Origin of the sequence: Streptomyces sp. NPDC005808 (genome assembly GCF_042871385.1) — a bacterium.
Classification (GTDB): Bacteria; Actinomycetota; Actinomycetes; order Streptomycetales; family Streptomycetaceae; genus Streptomyces.
The window spans coordinates 54,391-75,666 of sequence record NZ_JBIAIK010000006.1; the positions used below are offsets into that span (position 1 = coordinate 54,391).

The window sequence follows — 21,276 nt, forward strand, 5'->3', positions numbered from 1 at the left end:
GGCCTCATTCCTGACAGGACATCTGACGGAACATCAGATCGGCCGTCAAGGTACGCCCGGCGACTTGCGGAGGGAAGACAAAGCGCGCGCCGGATGTGAGGAGATCCGGCACGCGGGCGGTGACGTACGAGGCAGTGCGCGAAGGTGGGTTCGAACCGTCGGTAACCCAAGGTCGGAGTTACCAGGTGGTCTGCAGCGCCAGGACAGGTCCTAGGCGGGCGCCCCGAGTTCGGCCCAGACGGTCTTGCCCGCGACCCCCGGGGTCCGTACGACTCCCCAGTCGAGGCACAGTCGCTGCACGATGAACATCCCGTGGCCGCCCGGCCGCCCGGCGCGGTGCGGGGTACGCGGGGCAGGCTGGCCGGCGCCACGGTCGGAGACCTCGATGCGGAGCACCTTCTTGTCGCACGCGATCCGGAGCTCTTGCGGGCCCTCTGCGTGCAGACAGGCGTTGGTGACGAGTTCGGAGACGACCAGGAGGACGTCCTCGGCAGCGGCGCGGCGGTCGGCGCTCTCGGCGGGCAGCCAGCCCCACGCGGACAGCGCCTGGCGGGCGAAGTCGCGGGCGAGCGGCACGACGCCGCTCCGGTCCTCGAAGCTCAGCCTGCGGGCCTGGCGGCCCGGACCGATCCCGGTACCGGTGCCGCTGTTGACATTGGTGCCTGCGGAGGAGGCGGGAGCGTCGCCTGGGGACGCGCCCGTGCCGGACACCGCGGAAGCGCCGCCGTCGCCCGACTCCGGGCCGCGGTCTCCCGGCGGGTAAGGCCGGGTGGTGCTCATCAGCGCTTCACCTCACCGATTCACCAGTTCACAAATCAAGACTCAGCACTCAGTACGTTCGTCGAGGGCCTATCCGCCACCGACCGGTTTCCCTGACCGGTCCGTGACGTGGCCGCCACTGTGACGGCCGACATATCCAGGATGTCTCCTGCCCGGCCGAACCGTCCGAACACCCAATTATTCGACCCGAAACCTGTGACGCGCGTAACCCTATGGTCACACGGGGACATCCGGGGCATCACTTTGAGACGCTCCACCCGCCCTGCCCTAGTCGGCCAAGGCCGCGGCGAGGGTGTCGTGGACCGTGAAAACGGCCTCCGCCCCAGTGATCTCGAATACCCGGGCCACCACCGGCAGCATCGCGGCGAGATGGATTCCGCCACCCGCTTCCTCGGCCTTCAGCCGTGCGCTGAGCAGCACGTTCAGCCCGGTGGAATCGCAGAACTCAAGACGTGAGCAGTCGACGACCAGTCGCGCATACCCCTTTTCGAGGCAGTCATCGAGTGGCTCACGCAACAAATCGGCCGTGTGGTGATCGAGCTCACCCGCGGGAGTCACGACGGCACTGAGGCCCTCTTCCCGCACTTCGACAAGAAGTCGGCCCGACTGGGCGCTGCCGACTGTCCCGCGGTCCATGCCGTCTCTCTCCTGAGGGTCGTAACTGCTGATGTAGGCACTCGAACACTACGCCTTCTCTACACACCCCGACACCCGAACAACCGCCACGAATTGGACATTTCACCGCCAAGCACACTTGCGACAACCGCGTGGGAGCGGGTAGGGCTAGTAGCGACACCTATTCGACCCGACCGGCTTCGGAGGCGCCGCACACCGCAGTGCACGCATTGGCATCGGCGGCCATATGCCGAGAACGATGGAGGACACCATGTCACCCCGGCTCGACGAATCGCATACCCAGAAGGCGACGTCGGCATCCCTTCCGGAACGCTCTCGCTCCCTCGCGGGGCTTGAGGGACTTCCGGAGATCCCCCCCTTCGACCAGGTGGGGCCGGTGGACGCACGGGCCCTGTCCAAGGCTCTCTTCGAGCGGCTGGAGTCCCTTGAAGAGGGCACCTACGAATACTCGTACGTTCGCAACACGCTGGTCGAACTCAACCTCGCGCTGGTCAAGTTCGCCGCCACTCGGTTCCGCTCCCGCAGCGAGCCGATGGAGGACATCATCCAGGTCGGCACCATCGGCCTGATCAAGGCCATCGACCGCTTCGAGATGAGCCGCGGCGTCGAGTTCCCCACCTTCGCGATGCCGACCATCATCGGCGAGATCAAGCGCTTCTTCCGTGACACGTCGTGGTCGGTGCGCGTACCGCGCAGACTGCAGGAACTCCGCCTCGACCTGGCCAAGGCGGGCGACGAACTCGCCCAGGAATTCGATCGCGCCCCGACAGTGGGAGAGCTGGCGGAGCGCTTGGGCCTCTCCAACGAAGAGGTCGTCGAAGGCATGGCCGCCTCGAACGCCTACACGGCGAGTTCGCTGGACGCCCAGCCCGAGGAGGACGACTCCGAGGGCGCGCTCGCGGACCGCATCGGCTACGAGGACCACGGGCTCGAAGGCATCGAGTACGTGGAGTCCCTGAGGCCGCTGATCGCCGAACTCCCGCCCCGCGACCGTCAGATCCTCTCGCTCCGCTTCGTCGCCAACATGACGCAGTCCGAGATCGGCGACGAACTCGGCATCTCCCAGATGCATGTCTCCCGGCTGCTCTCGCGGACGCTGGTGCGGCTGCGCAAGGGACTGACCGTCGAGGAGTGACGGTGCCACGGCCGTAATGGCGTCCGGTAGCTGTGACTACGGCCCGCGCCCCCCACCACCGGGGGCGCGGGCCGTAGTCACAGCTTGGCAGTGGGTCATGGTTACCCGGGGAAACCTCTTTCCCCACCGGTTGCCTTCCACCACTATGAGCATCCTCATACCGCCGGTATGCCACATCGCCGACGGGCCCGAGCGCGGGGCGCGAGTGCGAGGAGGCACGGGGATGGCTGGGGCCGGCCGGACCGACGGAGACGGTGCGTACGTCGGATCCGACGGGCCTAATGCCGGGAGTGGTGGCATGTACTCCGGGGCCTCCGACGCTCGGCTCACCGAACTGCTGCGCGCCGACACCCCGACCGCGTACCCGGCACTGCGCGAACTGCGCCTGCGCCACCGGCCCGCGGTCCTCTCGTACGCCCGTCTGTGCACCGTCGGCGAGACCGCCGCACGGCAGTTGACGGCTCAGGCGTTCGCGCTCGCCGCCCGCGAGACGGCGCTCGGCCTCGACCCCCGAGGGCCCTGGCGCCACCGACTGCTGCTCCTGACCGGCCGGGTGGCCGCCTCCTGGGCCGCTCCCCTGGACCATCGCGCGAGCCGCCTCGATCCGGGGCTGCTCGCCGGGCTCCGCGAGTCGGGCTGCCCCGAGGGACCCGTTCCGCCGATGCTCGACGCCTTCCAGCCGCTCCCGACCCGCGTCCAGGGCCTCATCTGGTACGGCATCGTGGACGAGGAGCCGGACGCCAGGACCGCGGCTCTCATCGGAGCCGTGCCGCAGGACGTGACCTACGGCAAGCAGCCCGCTTTCCAGGCCCTGCGCCAGGCCTGCCTGAAGACCCGCCTCGCCCGCTCCGGCAACCCCCGCTGCCAGGACTTCCGGCGGCTGATCGAGGAAGCGGCGCACCCTGAGAACCCGCGCCACAGCCCGGACTTGAACGCCCACATGGCGCACTGCGGGCACTGCGCCGCCGCGTACGAGGAGTTGGGCGCCCTGCGCGACACCCCGCGCACCGCACTGGCCGAGGGACTGCTGCCGTGGGGCGGCGCCGCGTACGTCCTGGGGGCGGCGGGTGGCCGGGCCCCGGCCGCCCGCGGCGCGGCTTCCCCGTCCTGGCCGCCCTCCCGGCGCTTCGTCCTCGCCTCGGCCGCGCTCGGCGTCGCGCTGGCGCCGCTGCTGCTGTATCTGCTGACGTCGGGCGGATCGGACACAGAGCAGTCGGTGAGTGCGGTGAGCACGCCGGCGGCGCCACCCCCGGTGACGGTGACCGCGACGGTCTCGGTGACTCCGTCGCCGTCCCCCACCTCCAGGACCAAATCCCCGTCCCCGACGCCCACTTCGACGCCCTCGAAGACAGCCACGCCCTCCAAGAAGCCGACGCCGTCACCCACCCCACACCCCCCGAACGGCACCTACGCCCAGGTCGTGAACGTCGGCTCCGGGCTCTGCATGGATGTCCGCGACGGCTCCATGAGCCTGGGCACGGACGTCGTCACGGCCGGCTGTACCTCGTCCCGCACGCAGTTGTGGCGTGTCGTCGCCGGGCGCGGCGTCCTCCAGTCGTACGCCGACAGCCGCTTCTGCCTGGACAGCCGCGGTGGCACGGACAAGGGCGTCGGCATCTGGGAGTGCACGGCCGCCGACGACTACGAGCCCAACGGCAAGAACCTGCACTTCACGGTGGACTCCCGCGGCAGGATCAGCGCGGACATCTTCCCGGGCTTTGCGGTCACGCCGTTCGGCGACCGGCTCATGCTGATCAGGGACGTGGACGGGGACGTGGACGGGGACGTGGACGTGGACACCGACGAACAGCGGTGGCAGGCCGGCGCCACCGCCGGGTGACTGACTCACCGCCGAGTGGCTGACTCCACCGCCGGGTGGCCGACTCCGCCCCCGAGTGGCTGACTCCATCGCTCAGGTGACCGGAACCCCGCGCCGCCAGACCTCCGACACCAGGGGCACGCCCGGCCGGTAGGCGAGGTGGACATGGCTCGGGGCGTCGAGGAACGCGAGGTCGGCGCGGGCGCCAGGGGTCAGCGCGCCGATGTCCGTGCGCCGCAGGGCCCGGGCTCCGCCCGCCGTTGCCGACCAGAGGGCCTCGTCGGGGGTCATCCCCATGTCCCGTACCGCCAGCGCGATACAGAACGGAACGGAGGAGGTGTAGGACGAACCCGGGTTGCAGTCGGTGGAGAGGGCCACGGTGACGCCCGCGTCGAGCAGGCGGCGGGCGTTCGGCCACTGGGCGCGGGTGGAGAACTCGGCGCCGGGGAGAAGGGTCGCGACGGTGTTCCCGCCGGCCAGGGCGTCCACGTCGGCGTCCGTGAGGTGCGTGCAGTGGTCCGCGCTCGCCGCGTCCAGTTCGACCGCGAGCTGGACTCCGGGGCCGTAGGAGAGCTGGTTGGCGTGGATGCGCGGGTGCAGGCCCTTCGCCCTGCCCGCCATGAGGATCGCACGGGCCTGGTCGCCGTCGAAGGCACCCTTCTCGCAGAAGACGTCGATCCAACGGGCGTACGGGGCACAGGCGTCGAGCATCTCGCCGGTCACCAGGGCCACATACGCGGCCGGGTCGTCGGCGTAGTCGGGCGGGACGATGTGCGCGCCGAGGTAGGTGACCTCGTCGGTGTGCGCCGCCGCGATGCGCAGCGCCCGTACCTCGTCCGCGACGGTGAGGCCGTAGCCCGACTTCGTCTCGAAGGTGGTGGTGCCCTGGCGCAGGGCCTCACGGAGGTGGCGCGTGAGGTTGCGTTCCAGGTCCTCGTCGGAGGCGGCGCGGGTGGCGGCGACGGTGGTGCGGATGCCGCCGGCCGTGTAGCTGCGGCCCGACATACGCGCGTTGAACTCCTGCGTGCGGTCGCCCGCGAAGACGAGGTGCGAGTGGGAGTCCACGAAGCCCGGGATCACCGCCCGGCCCCCGGCGTCGACCCGGTTGTCAGTGGCGGGTGCTTTTCTTGAATCACCGGTCCACGCGATGCGGTCGCCGTCGATGACGAGCGCCGCGTCCTGGATCAGACCAAGAGGGGAACCGTCACCGAGGGAGGGATCGTTGGTGACCAGACTGGCGATGTTGGTGATGACAGTGCTGGTGCCGCTGCCAGTTGTGGCGTTGGTGCCGGTGCCGGTCGTGGCTTTGGCGGCGTCGGTGTCGTTGGTGCTGCTCATGACGTCCTCGTGGGGGCTCGGGCTGCGGTGGGCGGGGGTCAGGCGCGCAGGGCGTCCACAGCGTCCGCGAGAGCTTTCGGCACATCGGGTACGAGGGTGTGCGCGCCGTCCCGTACGACGTGCCGCCCGCCGACGATCGTGTGGCGTACGTCAGCCGCCGTCGCGGCGAATACGGCCGTCTCGGCGCCGAGGCGCGGCACCGGTCCCGCTGTTCTGACCGAGTCGAGGGCGATCGTCGTGAAGTCGGCGAGCGCGCCCGCCTCCAGGCTGCCCGCGCCGTTCCAGCCCAGGGCCGCGTGGCCGTCGGCGGAGGCGGCGCGCAGGAGTGCGGCCGCCGTCCAGTGGCCGCGGGTGCGGGTGCGCAGGCGCTCGTTCAGCTCCATGGCGCGGGCCTCTTCGAGGAGGTCGATGACAGCGTGGCTGTCGGAGCCGAGGGAGAGCGGCGAGCCCGCGTTCCGCAGGGCGACCGCGGGGCCGATGCCGTCGGCCAGGTCCCGTTCGGTGGTCGGGCACATACAGGTCCCGGTCCCGGATCCGCCGATCAGGGCGATGTCCTGACGGGTCAGGTGGGTGTTGTGGACACCGGTCGTGCGCGGGCCGAGGACGCCGTGGTCGGCGAGCAGCTGGGTGGGGGTGCGGCCGTGCGCGGCCTGGCAGGCGTCGTTCTCCACCGCCTGCTCGGACAGATGCACATGGAGCGGGGCCCGCCGTTCCTCGGCCCACCGCGCCACCGTCGCCAACTGTCCGGCCGGCACGGCCCGTACGGAGTGGATGGCCGCACCGATCCGCGCGTGATCACGGTCCTTGAGAAGTGAAGAGCGTTCCGCCCAGGCGTCCGCGCTGCCGTCGGAGAAGCGGAGCTGGTGCCGGTTCGGGGGCTGTCCGAAGCCCGCGGAGAGGTACGCGGTGTCGAGGAGGGTGATCCTGATGCCGGCCTCGCCCGCCGCCTCGATGAGCGCCTCACCCATCGCGTTGGGGTCGGCGTACGGGGTGCCGCCCGGGGCGTGGTGCACGTAGTGGAACTCGCCGACGGCCGTGACCCCGGCGAGCGCCATCTCCGCGTACACGGCGCGGGCCAGGGCGTGGTAGGTGTCCGGGGTCAGCCGGTCCGCGAAGGAGTACATGAGCTCGCGCCAGGTCCAGAAGGTGCCGGAGCCGACCTGGACGGTGCCGCGCAGGGCGCGGTGGAAGGCATGGCTGTGGGCGTTCGCGAGCCCGGGGAGGGTGAGGCCGCGGAGGATCTCGGCGCCGGGGGGCGGGGTGTCGACGCCGGTGCGGACGGCGGTGATCCGGCCGTCGTCGCTCCCCGCCGCACTGCCGGTGGTCGACACGTCCAGGGCCACGCCCGGCTCGACGTTGGTGTCGAGCCAGGCGTGTTCCAGCCAGTACGTCTGCGTCACCTGCGGACCAGCCCTTCGAGTACGTCGGCGAGTGCGGTCACCCCGGCCACGCAGTCGTCCTCGGCGGCGTACTCGGCCGGGGAGTGCGAGACGCCCGTGGGGTTGCGTACGAACAGCATGGCGGTCGGGACGGTCCCGGAGAGGATTCCGGCGTCGTGTCCGGCGCCGGTGCCCAGGACGGGGACCCTCAGGTCCGCCTCCGTGCCCAGGATGCGGGCGAGCTCGTCACGCAGGGCGTGTTCGAACTCGACGACGGGGGTGAACGACTCACGGACGATGTCGAGTTCGACACCCTGTGCCTCCGCGTACTCGCGGGCCGCCTTCTCGATGCCGGTGACGACGGTGTCCAGGCTCGCCTGGTCGGCGGCGCGGGAGTCGAGCCAGCCGCGGACGAGAGAGGGGATGGCGTTCACACCGTTCGGCTCGACGGCGATCTTGCCGAAGGTGGCGACGGCGCCGGCGAGTCGGGCCTCACGGCGGGCCGCCAGGACGGTCTCCGCGTACGGCAGCATCGGGTCCCGCCGGTCCACCAGCCGGGTGGTGCCGGCGTGGTTGGCCTCGCCCCGGAAGTCGAACCGCCAGCGGCCGTGCGGCCAGATGGCGCTCGCGACGCCCACCCGGTGGCCCGAGAGGTCGAGAGCGCGGCCCTGTTCGACGTGCAGCTCGACGAAGGCGCCGATGCGGGCGAGCCGCTCGGGGTCCGGGCCGATGGTGTCCGGGTCGTACCCGGCCCGCTCCATGGCCTGCGGCAGCGTGATGCCCTCGGCGTCCGTCAGCCGGTGCGCCTGCTCGACGGTGAGCTGCCCGGCGGCGAGCCGCGACCCGACGCAGGCGAGCCCGAACCGGGCGCCCTCCTCGTCACCGAAGTTCACGATGGCGAGGGGCCGGGTGAACTCCACGTGGCGTGCGCGGAGTTCGTCCAGCGCGGCGAAGGACGACACGACTCCGAGGGGCCCGTCGAAGGCCCCGCCGTCCGGCACGGAGTCCAGATGGGACCCAGTGACGACGGCGTCCCCTGCCGCCGGGGCGCCGAGCCAGGCCCACTGATTCCCGTTCCGGTCGATTTCATGGGCGAGTCCCCGAGCCTCGGCCTGCGCCCGGAACCAGGCCCGGCACTCGAGGTCGGCACCGGTCCACGCGAAGCGGCGGTATCCCCCGGAATCGGGGTGCCGGCCGATGGGCTTCAGGTCATCCCACATCTGGTGGAAGGAAGTAGCGCCCGGCGCGGGGCGCGCGGGTTGCGGGGCCCCGGGGGCGGCAGTGGCGGGCTGCGGTGGGCGCCCGAGGAGTGGAGCGTCGGCAGGGGCCGTCGCGGGCTGCGGGCGATCGCCGGCGGCGACCTCCGCCGCTGCGGCAGCCGCTGCCGGCTCCGGACGCCTGCCGGCCGCAGCCGCAGCCGCAGCAGGCTGTGGGCAATCGTTCCGCTGGGCGGAACGGGTGGGCACAGCCGGACCCGCGGGCGGCGACGAAGCACCAGCCCCCACCGCGGGGGTGCCGCCTCGCGCCGCAGGCGCGCCTTCTCTCTGGGTCACGCGGACTCGCCTTCTCGCATGGGGATCCGCACACCACGCTCGTCCGCCACGGACTCGGCGATGTCGTAGCCGGCGTCCACGTGCCGAATGACTCCCATCCCGGGGTCATTGGTCAGCACCCGGCGGATCTTCTCGCCGGCGAGTTCGGTGCCGTCGGCGACGGTGACCTGGCCGGCGTGGATGGAGCGACCCATGCCGACGCCGCCGCCGTGGTGGATGGACACCCAGGACGCCCCGGAGGCGACGTTCACCATGGCGTTCAACAGCGGCCAGTCGGCGATCGCGTCGGAGCCGTCGAGCATGGCCTCGGTCTCGCGGTAGGGCGAGGCGACGGAACCGCAGTCGAGGTGGTCGCGGCCGATGACGAGGGGAGCCGCGAGCTCACCGGAGGCGACCATGTCGTTGAAGCGCTCGCCGGCCTTGTCCCGCTCGCCGTAGCCGAGCCAGCAGATACGGGCGGGCAGGCCCTGGAAGTGCACGCGCTCGCCGGCCAGCTTGATCCAGCGGTGCAGGGACGCGTTTTGAATGGATTCAGCCTCCGGGAAGAGGTCGAGGATCGCCTTGTCCGTCTTGTGGATGTCCGAGGCCTCACCGGAGAGCGCCGCCCAGCGGAAGGGACCCTTGCCCTCGGAGAAGAGCGGCCGGATGTAGGCGGGGACGAAGCCGGGGAAGGCGAACGCCCGCTCGTACCCGGCGAGTTGGGCCTCGCCGCGGATCGAGTTGCCGTAGTCGAAGACCTCGGCACCGGCGTCCATGAAGCCGACCATCGCTTCGACGTGACGCGCCATGGACTCACGGGCACGCGTGGTGAACCCGGCCGGGTCCTTCGCCGCGTACGAGGCCATGTCGTCGAAGTCGACGCCGATGGGCAGGTAGGCCAGCGGGTCGTGGGCCGAGGTCTGGTCGGTCACGATGTCGATGGGGGCGCCCTCGGCGAGCATGCGGGGAAGCAGGTCGGCGGCGTTGCCGAGCAGGCCGATCGACAGCGGACGGCGGGCGTCGCGGGCCTCGACGGCGAGCTGGAGGGCGTGCTCCAAGGAGTCGGCCTTCACATCGAGGTAACGGTGCTCGATGCGGCGCTCGATGGCACGCGGGTCGACGTCGACACAGATCGCGACGCCGTCGTTCATCGTCACGGCGAGCGGCTGGGCGCCTCCCATGCCACCGAGGCCTGCGGTCAGCGTGATCGTCCCCGCGAGCGTGCCGTTGAACTTCTTCGCGGCGACGGCGGCGAACGTCTCGTACGTGCCCTGGAGGATGCCCTGCGTGCCGATGTAGATCCACGAACCGGCGGTCATCTGCCCGTACATGGTCAGGCCGAGGGCCTCCAGGCGCCGGAACTCCTCCCAGTTGGCCCAGTCGCCGACCAGGTTGGAGTTGGCGATGAGGACGCGCGGGGCCCATTCGTGGGTCTGCATGACGCCGACGGGACGGCCGGACTGGACGAGCATCGTCTCGTCCCGCTTCAGGGTTCGCAGAGTGCGCACCATCGCGTCGAAGGAGCGCCAGTCGCGGGCGGCCTTGCCTGTGCCGCCGTAGACGACGAGCTTGTCGGGGTGCTCGGCGACCTCGGGGTCGAGGTTGTTCTGCAACATCCGCAGGGCGGCTTCCTGCTGCCATCCCAGGGCACTCAGTTCCGTACCGCGCGGCGCTCGTACGGGGCGGGGTCCTGACATGGTCGGCCTCCTCGGCGGACTGTTGCAGTAGATATTCACATCCTGGCTTCTTGAATAGGACTAGTCAATAGCCCTATGGGCCAGCGCGGGCGGGCCGTGGATGTTTGGCTGGTACGTATGGGCGCAGACAGGGACAGGGCGGGGAACCCGGTGAACGACGAGGCGGGCGATACGGACGGTGCGGCGCGCCCCTCGGGTCGCAGGGGCGATACGGACGGGGATACGGGCGGGGATACGGGCGGGGGCACGCACGGTGCGTCGGGCTCCTCGGGCCGTAGGCGCAATGCGGACGCAGAGACGGACGGTGCGGCGGTCCTCGTGGACCGCAGGGGCGATACGGACGGTGACCGCGTTCTGCGACGCGACGACGCCGTCCGGGCCGCGGTGGAACAAGGTCTCCTCACGCCGGGAACCCCCATCGTCGCGCTCCTCGACGTCCCCGGCATCCGGGCCTCGGCCGCCGCCCTGCGGGCCGCCTTCGACGCGGTGACCGCTCCCGGCACGCCCGTGCTGCACGCCTTCGCCGTGAAGGCGACCCCTCTCGTGCCCGTACTGCGGCTGCTGCGTGAGCAGGGCATCGGCGTGGAAGTGGCGAGCCCCGGAGAGCTCGCCCTCGCCCGGGCGGCCGGAGTGGCACCGGCGCAGACGGTCCTCGACTCCCCCGCCAAGACACCCGCCGAGCTGAGGGAGGCGCTGGCGCTGGGCATCGCCGTCAACGCGGACAACCCGCAGGAACTGGACCGCATCGACGCCCTGGTCCGGTCAGGACCGACCCGATCTCCCCTCGGAATCCGGGTGAACCCGCAGGTCGGCGGGGGCTCCATCGAGGCGCTGTCGACGGCCACGGCCACTTCCAAGTTCGGGGTCGCGCTGCGGGACGAGGGGGCGCGGGAGTGGATCGTCCGGGCGTACACCGACCGCCCCTGGCTGACCCGGCTGCACGCGCACACCGGGTCGCAGGGCATCCCGCTGTCGCTGATGGCACAGGGGGTGGCGGAGACGTACGCGCTGGCCGAGGAGATCAACCAGCACCTCGGGCGGCGGCAGATCGACACGGTCGACATCGGCGGCGGCCTGCCGGTCAACTTCGGTTCCGATGCGACCGCCCCGACGTACGCGCAGTACGCGCGGCTGCTCGCCGGGGCGGTGCCGGGGCTGTTCGACGGGCGGTACGGGCTGGTCACCGAGTTCGGGCGGTCACTCCTCGCGAAGCATGGGACGGTTCTCGCGCGGGTCGAGTACACGAAGTCCGCCGGAGGCCGGGCTGTCGCGGTCACCCACGCGGGCGTGCAGATCGCCGCCCGCACGGTGTACGCACCCGCGTCCTGGCCACTGAGGATCGCCGCGTACGACGCGAAGGGGCGCCCCAAGGGGGGCCCGGACGTCGTCCAGGACATCGCGGGCCCCGCCTGCTTCGCGGGTGACCTCCTCGCCGAGGGGCGTGCGCTGCCACTGCTCGAACAGGGCGACTACGCGGCCGCGTTGGACACGGGCGCGTACTACTTCGCTCACCATTACGCGTACAACTCCCTGGCCCGGCCGGGCGTCTACGGTTTCGCGCCGGCCGACGAGGGCGGCGTCCGCTTCGCCGTCGTACGCGAGCCGCAGTCCCTCGACCAGATCGTCGCGGAGTCGGGCGGGACACACAGGTCGTCCCTCACGGGGCTCTGAGCTGGGCCAACAGTCATTGACCAACAGCCATTGGCCAACAATCATTGGCAAACGGATGTTGACCACCAGTGTTGGCCAACATCCGTTGACCACCTAGGTTTGCCCACCGAGGTTTGCCCACCGAGGTTTGCCCACGGATGTTGGCCAACGGATGCGGGCCAACGAATGTTGGCCAACGGCCGGTGCAGCAACGGACCGTGCAGCAACGGCCGGTGCGGCCACGGACGTCAGTGGCGCCGTGCTCCGCCGGGCGCGGCGTCCCCGGCCGCCACACCGGTGGCCCGGCAGGCCTTGACCGGCTTGCCCGCCGGGGCACCCGCGCCCCTGCCGAGCCAGTCGACGCGCACCCAGATCAGCTCCTGCTCGGCGCGTTCGCGGCGCCCGAGCCAGCCGGCTTTCAGCCACAGGCCGACGCCCACGCCGGCGAGCAGCATGCCGCCCGCGGCGGGCACGGCCAACGAGCTGCCCAGCGCGGCCACGAAGGCGAGCAGCAGCCACCAGCGGTGACCCCGGCGCCAGTTCCGTACCGTCACCGCGCGGTCCTGGAGCACATCGTGCTTGCTGGCGCGAGCGGCGGAGCGGGCCAGTTCGGCGTACCGCTTCCTGCGCCTGTACGCCACCACGACGGCCGCGACGATGAACAGCACCGCCCCGGTCATGACCCCGATCCGGCGTCCGGTGATACCCGGCAACACCACCCCGATGGCTGCCGCGGACACCCCGCACCACCACAGCGGTGCGGCGCCCGCTCTCACGACGACAGCCACCCGGGCCAGTCCCTGCCCTCCGCGCCCCACGTTCCGCCTCCTTGTGCGTCCCAGTTCTCCGGGCGAGCACGCTAGCGAGCAAAGGTGAGACGAAGCTGAGAAGTACGGCGGCTCAACCAAACCGTGACTAGTGCCCGGTGACCGGTGACCAGCGGCCAGCGGCCAGCGGCCAGTGATTGGCGGCCTGCTGTGGCGGCTTGCGATGGCGGCCTGCGATGGCGGCTTGCGACCGACGAGCAGCGGCTGGCAGTACCGTCGGCTGGGGGTGCCGTCGACTGGCGGTGCCGGCGGTCGGTCGGCTGGTGGCTACTCCACAAACAGTCCCCGGGCGGCGGCCCGAGCGTCGAACTCCTCAAGGCGCGCCTGCGCGTCCGGCAGGTCGTCGCACATCGCCTCCAGCAGAACGCGGCCGAGCAGCATCGGGGCGCAGGCCGTGTCGAAGGCGAGACCGGTACCCACGGCGGCCGGAAGCAGCAGGTCCGACACCTTCGCCACCGGCGCGAACGCCGAGTCCGCGACCGTCACCACCGTCAGCCCGGCCGCCTTCGCGTACGCCAGCGAGTCCACGACCTCGCGCGGATGCCGGGGCAGCGCGAAGCAGAGCAGTGCCGTGGCCCCGGCGTGTACGGCCGCGTCGATGCGGTCATGGAGCATCGTGCCGCCCTCGTGCAGCAGCCGTACGTCGGGGTGAACCTTGGCGGCGAAGTACGCGAAGCCGTATGCCTGGGAGGCGGCGGCGCGCAGACCCAGCACAGGCAGCGGTCTGCTCGCGGCGAGCAGGCGCCCGGCGCGCGCCACCGGGCGCGGGTCCGCCAGCACCGCCGCAAGGTGCTTAAGGTTCTCGATCTCGGCCTCGACGGCCTGCTGGTACTCGTTGTACGGGGCGCAGCCCGCGCTCGGCTCGGCGGGCGCGACCTCCCGCAGGTGCTTGCGCAGCGCGGGGTAGCCGTCGAAGCCGAGCGCGACCGCGAAGCGGGTGACGGACGGCTGGCTGACCCCGGCCAGTTCGGCGAGCTCGACGCTCGACAGGAACGGCACATCGGCGGCGCGCCGCACCATGCTGTGCGCGATCCGCCGCTGGGTCGGCGTCAGCCGGTGCCCCTCGAAGAGCGCCTGAAGCCGCGCGGCGGGACTGTCCGTCGTCATACCCATACTCCCGTCAACACCCGTAGTCCCGTCCACACCCGTAGTCCCGTCCACACTTACGTCCGCGCCGATGCCCGCGCTGGTGCCCGCGCTGGTGCCCGCACCTGCGTCCGCGCTGGTGCCCGCACCTGCGTCCACGCCTGCGTCCGCACCGGTGTCCACGCCGCTCATGACGCGCTCCCCCTCCAGATGTCCGTGAACCCGTCGAGCAGTGCGGCCGCCGCGGCCACGTCGTCGGTGAGTGGCCGGTCGGCCTGTTCCGGGTCGAGCACCGACTCGGCGAGCGCCAGCGCCTGCCCGGCCGGCAGCTCCGGGTCCGGCCGCAGTTCGCGCTGGCGCAAGGCCCGTACAGCGGCGACCAGTTCGCAGCCGACGACGAGACGGTAGGCACCGCACGCCCGCAGGGTCTGCCGTGCGGCGAGCGAGGCGAAGCTGGCCTGTTCCTCGACGCCCCGGGAGAGTACAGCGTGGCCGAGCGAGGCGGGCGCGGAGAAGGCCCGCAGGTCACCGAGGGCGGCTGCAGCGGCGTACTCCAGGATCATGACCCCGGAGGACGCGGGTTCGCTGTCGGCGAGGAAGGGGCGCAGGCGGGTGTAGGCCGGTTCGTTGAGGGTGGAGAGCCGGGAGGTCGACAGGCGGGCCACTTGGGTGACGGCCAGCCTGAAGTGATCCAGGGCGAGGGCGAGTTGAGCCTGGTAGAAGCCGCCGTGGTGGTAGGCGGCCATGTCCTCGGGGGAGATCAGGGGATTCTCGGCGGCGGCGTTGATGTCGACGGTGAGGACGTCCTCCAGCGCGTCCGCCGCGTCCTGCGCGGGCCCGTGTATCTGCGGCACGCACCGGAAGCCGTACGGGTCCTGGATCCGTCCGAGCGGCGGCACCGGCCGGTCCGCCGCCCCGATCAACTCCCGCATCCGCCGCGCCACTTCGACCGACCCGCGGTGCGGCCGCGCGGCGTGCACGGGTGCCGCGTACGCCTCGTGCGAGCCGTCGACCGCGATGAGCGAGAGCGCGGCGACCACCTGCGTGGCCCCGATGAGCCCCCGCAACTCGTCCAGTGCCAGCGCGGCCTGCCCGAGGGTGAGTGCGTTGCTGCTGATGAGCGCGAGGGCGTCGTTGTTGTCGAGGGGCTGGGGCGCGGGACCCAGCCCCTCGGCGGGGCGTCCCGCCGAGGTCCGCCCCTCGGAAGACCACCCTTCGGAAGACCGCCCCTCGGGGGATCGCCCGGCACCCGCCCCGGCAGACCGCCAAGGATGCTCCCCCACCAGCGCCAGCCCCAGCTGCGCCAGCGCAGCGATGTCTCCCGTGCCCACGGATCCGAACTCGTTCACCGCCGGGTACACCCCGGCCTCCAGCGCCTCGCACAGCGCCGTGACGACGGTGGGCCGGAGCCCCGCCCCGCCCGCGAGCAGCTGGTTGGCCCGTACGGCGAGCATCGCGCGGACCTGCCGGGCGGGCAGCTCGTCTCCGATGGCCCCGGCGTGGCTGCGCAGGAGACGCAGACCGTGCCCCGCGGCGGACGCCGTCGGCACGTCCTCGTTCCGGTTGGCGCCCACGCCGGTGGACCGCCCGTACACGCGCCCGCTCGCGGCGATCTGCCGGGCCGCGTCCCAGGATTCCTCGACGTGCTTCATCGCTTCCGTGCCGGGAACCGGCCGCGCGGCCCCGTCGGCCAGCCGGACGATGTCGGCAACACCGGTGCTGCAGCCGTCCAGCACCACGAGAGCCGTGTTCACCCCACTCGAAGAGTCCACATTCCGAGACGACATAGAGCGCAGACTCCCCTCAATCCGGACACTGAATCTCGCTTGGTGGCCATAGACATAGGCCATACGTCATAGGCGATACGTCATAGGCCATAGGTCATCAGCGATCGACGCCGGACCATTGACTCGACAACCTATTCAGGTAAGGAGAACTCTGCATGACGATATGCAACCCGGGCAAGGGACACCCCATGATCCAGCCCGGCGGTTCGGATGGGTCATGGATTCGGCTCCGATGGGGGGCCGACGGGGGCTCAACCCGCTCCCAACAGGGGGGTTAACCCCAGTGCCACGGGGCCAGCGGCTCCCTAACCTAGGCACCATGACCGGTATGGAAGCCCGCGGCGACGCCGAACTGAAGAAGGAACTCGACGCCACCTTGCACGCACGCAAGGAACTGGGCGAAGAGTACGAGTCCGCGTTGGTCGACTCGTTCCTGGAGAAGGTCGAACAGCGCTTTGACGGCGTGGTCGACCGCCGGGTGCGGCGCCAGCTCGCGGAACAGCAGATGGTGGTGGCCCGCGGAGAGCGCACCCCCCACAACAGCGACTCCTTCGGCGAGCGCTTCGGCTTCGGGATCGTCTCCCTCGTCCTCGCCGTCCCGCTGTCCGGGATCGGCGGCGGCGTCGCGGAGCTTCCCGGCCTGCTGGTCGCCTGGGGCGGCATCGTGGGGGTCAACATCGTCCAGGCCGCGCGTCTCCACCCGAACTTCTTCGGCAGGCGCCGCAAGTCCTCCCAGGACAGCGACTGGGAGAACTGAACCGTCTGTGAAGCAACGACGGCCGCAACCCTCAATTGAGGAACACCGCGGCCGGCAACCCTCAATTGAGGACCACCACGGCGAGCAACCAGGTCCGCGAGAGCGGCGCCGACTCAGGCGCAAAAAGGGCCCGGCACCTGTCTACAGGTGCCGGGCCCTTCGAAGCTTGCGCGGGGACCGCCGCACCCCCGATACCGGGGGGCGGGACGACGGCGGTCCCCGCGAGGGACGCGAGCCGGGTCAGGGCCAGGCTCCGCGTCCGTGGCGTCCATGGAGGTCCGGGAGCCGCTCCGGAGGTCCTTGACGCCGTTTTGGTGTCGGCCGGGACGGGGAGCCGCTCCCGCCCTTGCCGACATCCACCAATGTGCCCGATCCGTGTTAAGCCGGTGCTGCGCGGACGTGACGCGCTCGTACCACTTCCGCGAAGTTCCCTCCCGAAAGCGCCGCTCAGAAGCATTCCCGCAGCTCGGCCCGGGCGCCCCGCCGAACTGTCAGTGCTTCGACCCGCCCTTGGCGAGGAAGGACAGCAGATCCTGACGGCTGACGACCCCGGTGGGCTTGCCCTCGACGAGGACCATCGCGGCGTCGGCGGCGCCGAGCACGGACATCAGGTCGCCGACCGGCTCACCGGAACCGACCTGCGGCAGCGGCGCCGACATGTGCTTCTCCAGCGGGTCCTCCAGGGAGGCCCGCTTGGTGAACAGCGCGTCCAGCAGCTCGCGTTCGACGACGGACCCGATGACCTCGGCGGCCATCACGTCCGGGTGTCCGGCGCCCGGCTTGACGATCGGCATCTGCGAGACGCCGTACTCGCGCAGCACCTCGATCGCCTCGCCGACCGTCTCCTCCGGGTGCATGTGGACGAGCGTGGGGATGCGGCCGTGCTCCTTGTCGTCGAGGACGTCGGCGACGCGCGCGCTCGGCCCGGTGTCCTCCAGGAACCCGTAGTCGGCCATCCACTCGTCGTTGAAGATCTTGCTGAGGTAGCCGCGCCCGCTGTCCGGCAGCAGGACGACCACGACGTCGTCGGGCCCGAGCCGCTCGGCCACCCGCAGCGCGGCGACGACGGCCATGCCGCAGGAACCGCCGACGAGCAGCCCCTCTTCCTTGGCGAGCCGACGGGTCATCTGGAAGGAGTCCTTGTCGGACACGGCGACGATCTCGTCGGCGACGGTCCGGTCGTACGCGGTGGGCCAGAAGTCCTCGCCCACGCCCTCGACCAGATACGGTCGCCCGGACCCGCCGGAGTACACGGACCCCTCGGGGTCGGCGCCGACGACCTGCACCTTGCCGTCACTGGCGTCCTTCAGGTACCGCCCGGTCCCGGAGATGGTGCCGCCGGTGCCCACGCCCGTCACGAAGTGGGTGATCTTCCCCTCCGTCTGCTCCCACAGCTCGGGGCCGGTGGAGTGATAGTGCGAGAGGGGATTGTCGGGGTTGGAGTACTGGTCGGGCTTCCACGCGCCGGGCGTCTCGCGCACCAGCCGGTCGGAGACGTTGTAGTACGAGTCCGGGTGCTCGGGGTCGACGGCGGTGGGGCAGACGACGACCTCGGCCCCGTACGCCCGGAGCACATTGATCTTGTCGGTGCTCACCTTGTCGGGGCAGACGAAGATGCACTTGTAGCCCTTCGTCTGCGCCACGATGGCGAGCCCGACTCCGGTGTTTCCGCTGGTCGGCTCGACGATGGTGCCCCCCGGCTGAAGGGCTCCGCTCTCCTCCGCGGCCTCGATCATGCGCAGGGCGATGCGGTCCTTCACTGACCCGCCGGGGTTGAAGTACTCGACCTTCGCGAGGACTGTCGCCTGGATGCCCGCGGTCACGTTGTTGAGCCTCACCAGCGGGGTGTTGCCGACGAGACTGATCATCGAGTCGTGGAATTGCACCGTTGTCTCCGGAGCTTTGTTTCAAATGGGATGGTCCCGTCAGCGTAAGGCGTCGGATGGCCGTTCACGCACCGTTGAGATTGGAGGACGGCCTTCACGGGGCAAGCACTGGATGTACGGCTATGAGGAGGTGACGGCGACGCATGGCGGGTATGTCGAGGGCGAGGGTTGCCCGGCGGATCGCGGCGGGCGCTGCGTACGGCGGTGGCGGGATCGGCTTGGTGGGCGCGGCCGCGGTCGGCGTGCTGCTGGCCGAGGTTCAGATGGCGAAGCGTGTGGTGGGCAACGGACACACCCCGCACGCGCCGCGCGGTGAGGGCCTGTACGGGTACGGATACGCCGGGCAGGACGGTCCGCCGCTGCGGCTGACCATGCTCGGGGACTCCACGGCCGCCGGCCAGGGTGTGCACCGGGCCCGGCAGACACCGGGGGCGCTCATCGCGTCCGGGCTCGCGGCGGTGGCCGAGCGTCCGGTGGAGCTGTGCAACGTGGCGCTGCCCGGGGCCCAGTCGGACGACCTGGACCGCCAGGTAGCGCTCGCCCTCGCGGACGCCTCCCGGGTACCCGATATCTGCGTCATCATGATTGGCGCGAACGATGTGACGCATCGGATGCCACCGACGCGTTCCGTGCGCCATCTGTCCTCGGCGGTACGGCGGCTGCGTACGGCTGGTGCGGAGGTCGTCGTGGGCACCTGTCCCGACCTGGGCACGGTCGAGCAGGTCCAGCAGCCGCTGCGCTGGCTGGCCCGCCGGGCCTCGCGACAGCTCGCCGCCGCGCAGACGATCGGTACGGTCGAGCAGGGGGGCCGTACGGTGTCGCTGGGCGACCTGCTGGGCCCCGAGTTCGAGGCGAACCCGCGGGAGCTGTTCGGGCCCGACAACTACCACCCCTCGGTGGAGGGGTACGCCACCGCCGCGATGGCCCTCCTTCCCACGGTCTGCGCGGCCCTCAACCTCTGGCCGGCGGAGGAGGAGCGGCCGGACGCCTCCCGCCGCGAGGGCTTCCTGCCGGTCGCCCGTGCGGCGGCGGAGGCGGCCTCCGAGCCCGGCACCGAGGTGACGGCCGCGATGCCCACCGGCCCTCGCGGCCCCTGGGCCCTCCTGAAGCGCCGCCGCCGGCGCCGCGTACCGGAAACCGACCCGACACCGGCACCGTCGGCGTGAACGGGGCTCCCGTACTTCCGGGGCGACGCCGCGTTTCAGCCCGTCCGGCGTTTGAGGACGAGGCCGTTCAGGCCGAAGCGGGGGTCTGGGGGCGCAGCCCCCAGGAACAAGGGACGGGCAGGGGCGGAGGGGGCGAAGAAAGCCGACCGCACCACCGGACGCACAGGGCGCCCCCGCCAGGAAAAAGCAAGCGCTTAGAAAAGTGCGGCCGGAGTCACACTCCCGCCCCCGTGACCTGAACGGTACGTACGGGTAACTTCGCAAGGAGCCATGCCCGCCCTTCCCGTACGCCATGGAGCCGTCGATGCCCGAAGCCGTGATCGTCTCAGCCACCCGCTCCCCGATCGGCCGCGCCTTCAAGGGCTCCCTGAAAGAGGTGCGACCCGACGACCTGACCGCCACGATCATCGAGGCCGCCCTCGCCAAGGTCCCCGAGCTGGACCCGAAGGACATCGACGACCTCATGCTCGGCTGCGGCCTCCCCGGCGGCGAGCAGGGCTACAACCTGGGCCGCATCGTCGCCGTACAGATGGGCATGGACCACCTCCCGGGCTGCACCATCACCCGCTACTGTTCCTCCTCGCTCCAGACCAGCCGCATGGCCCTGCACGCCATCAAGGCGGGCGAGGGCGACGTCTTCATCTCGGCCGGCGTCGAGATGGTGTCGCGCAGCATCAAGGGCTCCAGCGACGGCCTCCCCGACACCCAGAACCCCTTCTTCGCCGAGGCCGTGGACCGTACCGCCGCCGTGGCCGCCAGCGAGGGTGCGAGCTGGCACGACCCCCGCGAGGACGGCCTCGTCCCGGACGCGTACATCGCGATGGGCCAGACCGCCGAGAACCTGGCCCGCCTCAAGGGCGTCACCCGTCAGGACATGGACGAGTTCGGCGTCCGCTCGCAGAACCTCGCCGAGGAAGCCATCAAGAACGGCTTCTGGGAGCGGGAGATCACCCCGGTCACGACGCCGGACGGCACGGTCGTCGCCAAGGACGACGGCCCGCGTGCGGGCGTGACGCTGGAGGGCGTCCAGGGGCTGAAGCCGGTCTTCCGCCCGGACGGACTCGTCACGGCCGGCAACTGCTGCCCCCTGAACGACGGCGCCGCCGCCCTCGTGATCATGTCCGACACGAAGGCCCGCGAGCTCGGCCTGACCCCGCTCGCCCGCATCGTCTCGACGGGCGTCACCGGCCTCTCCCCCGAGATCATGGGCCTGGGCCCGGTCGAGGCGTCGAAGCAGGCCCTGAAGCGCGCCGGCCTGACCGTGGACGACATCGACCTGTTCGAGATCAACGAGGCGTTCGCCGCCCAGGTGATCCCGAGCTACCGCGATCTGAACATCCCGCTGGACAAGCTGAACGTGAACGGCGGGGCCATCGCCGTCGGCCACCCCTTCGGCATGACCGGCGCCCGCATCACCGGCACGCTCATCAACAGCCTCCAGTTCCACGACAAGCAGTTCGGCCTGGAGACGATGTGCGTCGGCGGCGGCCAGGGCATGGCGATGGTCATCGAGCGCCTCAGCTAGTACCGCCGAGCACTACAGCTAGTACCGCCGGGCACGACTAGTACCGCTCCCGTCACGGGAGTTGAACCCAGCGTGACCGAAACGGCCCGGACCCCTGCGCCCGCAGGGATCTGGGCCGATTTGTGATTCAATCCCCCCCAAGATGTGACCTATCTCCCTCCGGAGAGGGATTTGCGCAGGTCAGAGCCAATGCACGACTAAACGCCGGGCCCAAAGTCCTGTCCCTTTCGTGACGTTACGCACTGACAGCGGGATAGTCCGCCCTTCAAGCTGATG

The 21,276-nt window shown here is 71.0% G+C and carries 16 protein-coding genes; 6 read left to right on the forward strand and 10 right to left on the reverse strand.

From position 1 onward, the window contains the following. Positions 1-210: 210 nt before the first annotated feature. Complete coding sequence (locus ACFYPC_RS15240; RefSeq protein ID WP_388675385.1) at positions 211-780, reverse strand: ATP-binding protein; 570 nt, start codon at positions 778-780, stop codon at positions 211-213. A gap of 267 nt (positions 781-1,047) precedes the next feature. Next, the gene (locus tag ACFYPC_RS15245; protein ID WP_385741189.1) at positions 1,048-1,416 is read right to left on the reverse strand and encodes an STAS domain-containing protein; all 369 of its coding nucleotides are present in this window, start codon (positions 1,414-1,416) and stop codon (positions 1,048-1,050) included. Positions 1,417-1,654: 238 nt separating this feature from the next. Between ACFYPC_RS15245 and ACFYPC_RS15250 the strand changes: the two genes are divergently transcribed. Beyond that, positions 1,655-2,551 carry an RNA polymerase sigma factor SigF gene (locus tag ACFYPC_RS15250; protein WP_388675389.1) on the forward strand — a complete coding sequence of 299 codons (897 nt, stop codon included), beginning with the start codon at positions 1,655-1,657 and terminating at the stop codon, positions 2,549-2,551. A 298-nt stretch (positions 2,552-2,849) separates the two neighbouring features. Next, entirely contained in the window at positions 2,850-4,391 is a 1,542-nt protein-coding gene (locus ACFYPC_RS15255) for an RICIN domain-containing protein (protein WP_388675391.1), read from the forward strand. A gap of 72 nt (positions 4,392-4,463) precedes the next feature. Here the strand turns inward: ACFYPC_RS15255 and hutI are convergent, their stop codons facing one another. The 4 genes from hutI to hutU form a co-directional block, all read right to left on the reverse strand. Beyond that, positions 4,464-5,708: an imidazolonepropionase gene (hutI, locus tag ACFYPC_RS15260; protein ID WP_388675394.1), complete on the reverse strand. Its 1,245-nt coding sequence runs from the start codon at positions 5,706-5,708 to the stop codon at positions 4,464-4,466. Between the two features lie 38 nt (positions 5,709-5,746). Continuing rightward, positions 5,747-7,108 carry a formimidoylglutamate deiminase gene (locus ACFYPC_RS15265; protein ID WP_388675397.1) on the reverse strand — a complete coding sequence of 454 codons (1,362 nt, stop codon included), beginning with the start codon at positions 7,106-7,108 and terminating at the stop codon, positions 5,747-5,749. Continuing rightward, complete coding sequence (locus tag ACFYPC_RS15270; RefSeq protein ID WP_388675399.1) at positions 7,105-8,307, reverse strand: allantoate amidohydrolase; 1,203 nt, start codon at positions 8,305-8,307, stop codon at positions 7,105-7,107. The genes ACFYPC_RS15265 and ACFYPC_RS15270 overlap by 4 nt, the downstream gene beginning before the upstream one ends. A gap of 329 nt (positions 8,308-8,636) precedes the next feature. Then, a complete protein-coding gene (gene hutU, locus ACFYPC_RS15275) occupies positions 8,637-10,316 on the reverse strand; it encodes a urocanate hydratase (RefSeq protein WP_388675401.1) in 1,680 nt (559 codons plus the stop codon). Positions 10,317-10,634: 318 nt separating this feature from the next. Here hutU and ACFYPC_RS15280 point away from each other — a divergent pair, with 318 nt between their 5' ends. Further along, entirely contained in the window at positions 10,635-11,987 is a 1,353-nt protein-coding gene (locus ACFYPC_RS15280; protein WP_388675404.1) for a diaminopimelate decarboxylase, read from the forward strand. Between the two features lie 227 nt (positions 11,988-12,214). Here ACFYPC_RS15280 and ACFYPC_RS15285 read toward each other — a convergent pair whose 3' ends face one another. The 3 genes from ACFYPC_RS15285 to ACFYPC_RS15295 all read right to left on the reverse strand — a co-directional run bounded on the left by ACFYPC_RS15285 (position 12,215) and on the right by ACFYPC_RS15295 (position 15,666). Beyond that, complete coding sequence (locus ACFYPC_RS15285) at positions 12,215-12,784, reverse strand: hypothetical protein (protein WP_388675406.1); 570 nt, start codon at positions 12,782-12,784, stop codon at positions 12,215-12,217. Positions 12,785-13,060: 276 nt separating this feature from the next. Next, positions 13,061-13,906 carry a MurR/RpiR family transcriptional regulator gene (locus ACFYPC_RS15290; RefSeq protein ID WP_388676196.1) on the reverse strand — a complete coding sequence of 282 codons (846 nt, stop codon included), beginning with the start codon at positions 13,904-13,906 and terminating at the stop codon, positions 13,061-13,063. Between the two features lie 161 nt (positions 13,907-14,067). Continuing rightward, entirely contained in the window at positions 14,068-15,666 is a 1,599-nt protein-coding gene (locus ACFYPC_RS15295; protein WP_388675409.1) for an aromatic amino acid ammonia-lyase, read from the reverse strand. A 319-nt stretch (positions 15,667-15,985) separates the two neighbouring features. Here ACFYPC_RS15295 and ACFYPC_RS15300 point away from each other — a divergent pair, with 319 nt between their 5' ends. After that, on the forward strand, positions 15,986-16,423 hold the full coding sequence (locus tag ACFYPC_RS15300) for a hypothetical protein (protein ID WP_388675412.1): 438 nt from the start codon (positions 15,986-15,988) through the stop codon (positions 16,421-16,423). Positions 16,424-16,914: 491 nt separating this feature from the next. Here the strand turns inward: ACFYPC_RS15300 and ACFYPC_RS15305 are convergent, their stop codons facing one another. Then, entirely contained in the window at positions 16,915-18,309 is a 1,395-nt protein-coding gene (locus ACFYPC_RS15305; protein WP_388675415.1) for a cystathionine beta-synthase, read from the reverse strand. Between the two features lie 143 nt (positions 18,310-18,452). Here ACFYPC_RS15305 and ACFYPC_RS15310 point away from each other — a divergent pair, with 143 nt between their 5' ends. Continuing rightward, positions 18,453-19,475: an SGNH/GDSL hydrolase family protein gene (locus ACFYPC_RS15310; protein ID WP_388675418.1), complete on the forward strand. Its 1,023-nt coding sequence runs from the start codon at positions 18,453-18,455 to the stop codon at positions 19,473-19,475. A gap of 304 nt (positions 19,476-19,779) precedes the next feature. Beyond that, complete coding sequence (locus tag ACFYPC_RS15315; protein WP_388675421.1) at positions 19,780-21,000, forward strand: acetyl-CoA C-acetyltransferase; 1,221 nt, start codon at positions 19,780-19,782, stop codon at positions 20,998-21,000. Positions 21,001-21,276 lie beyond the last annotated feature (276 nt).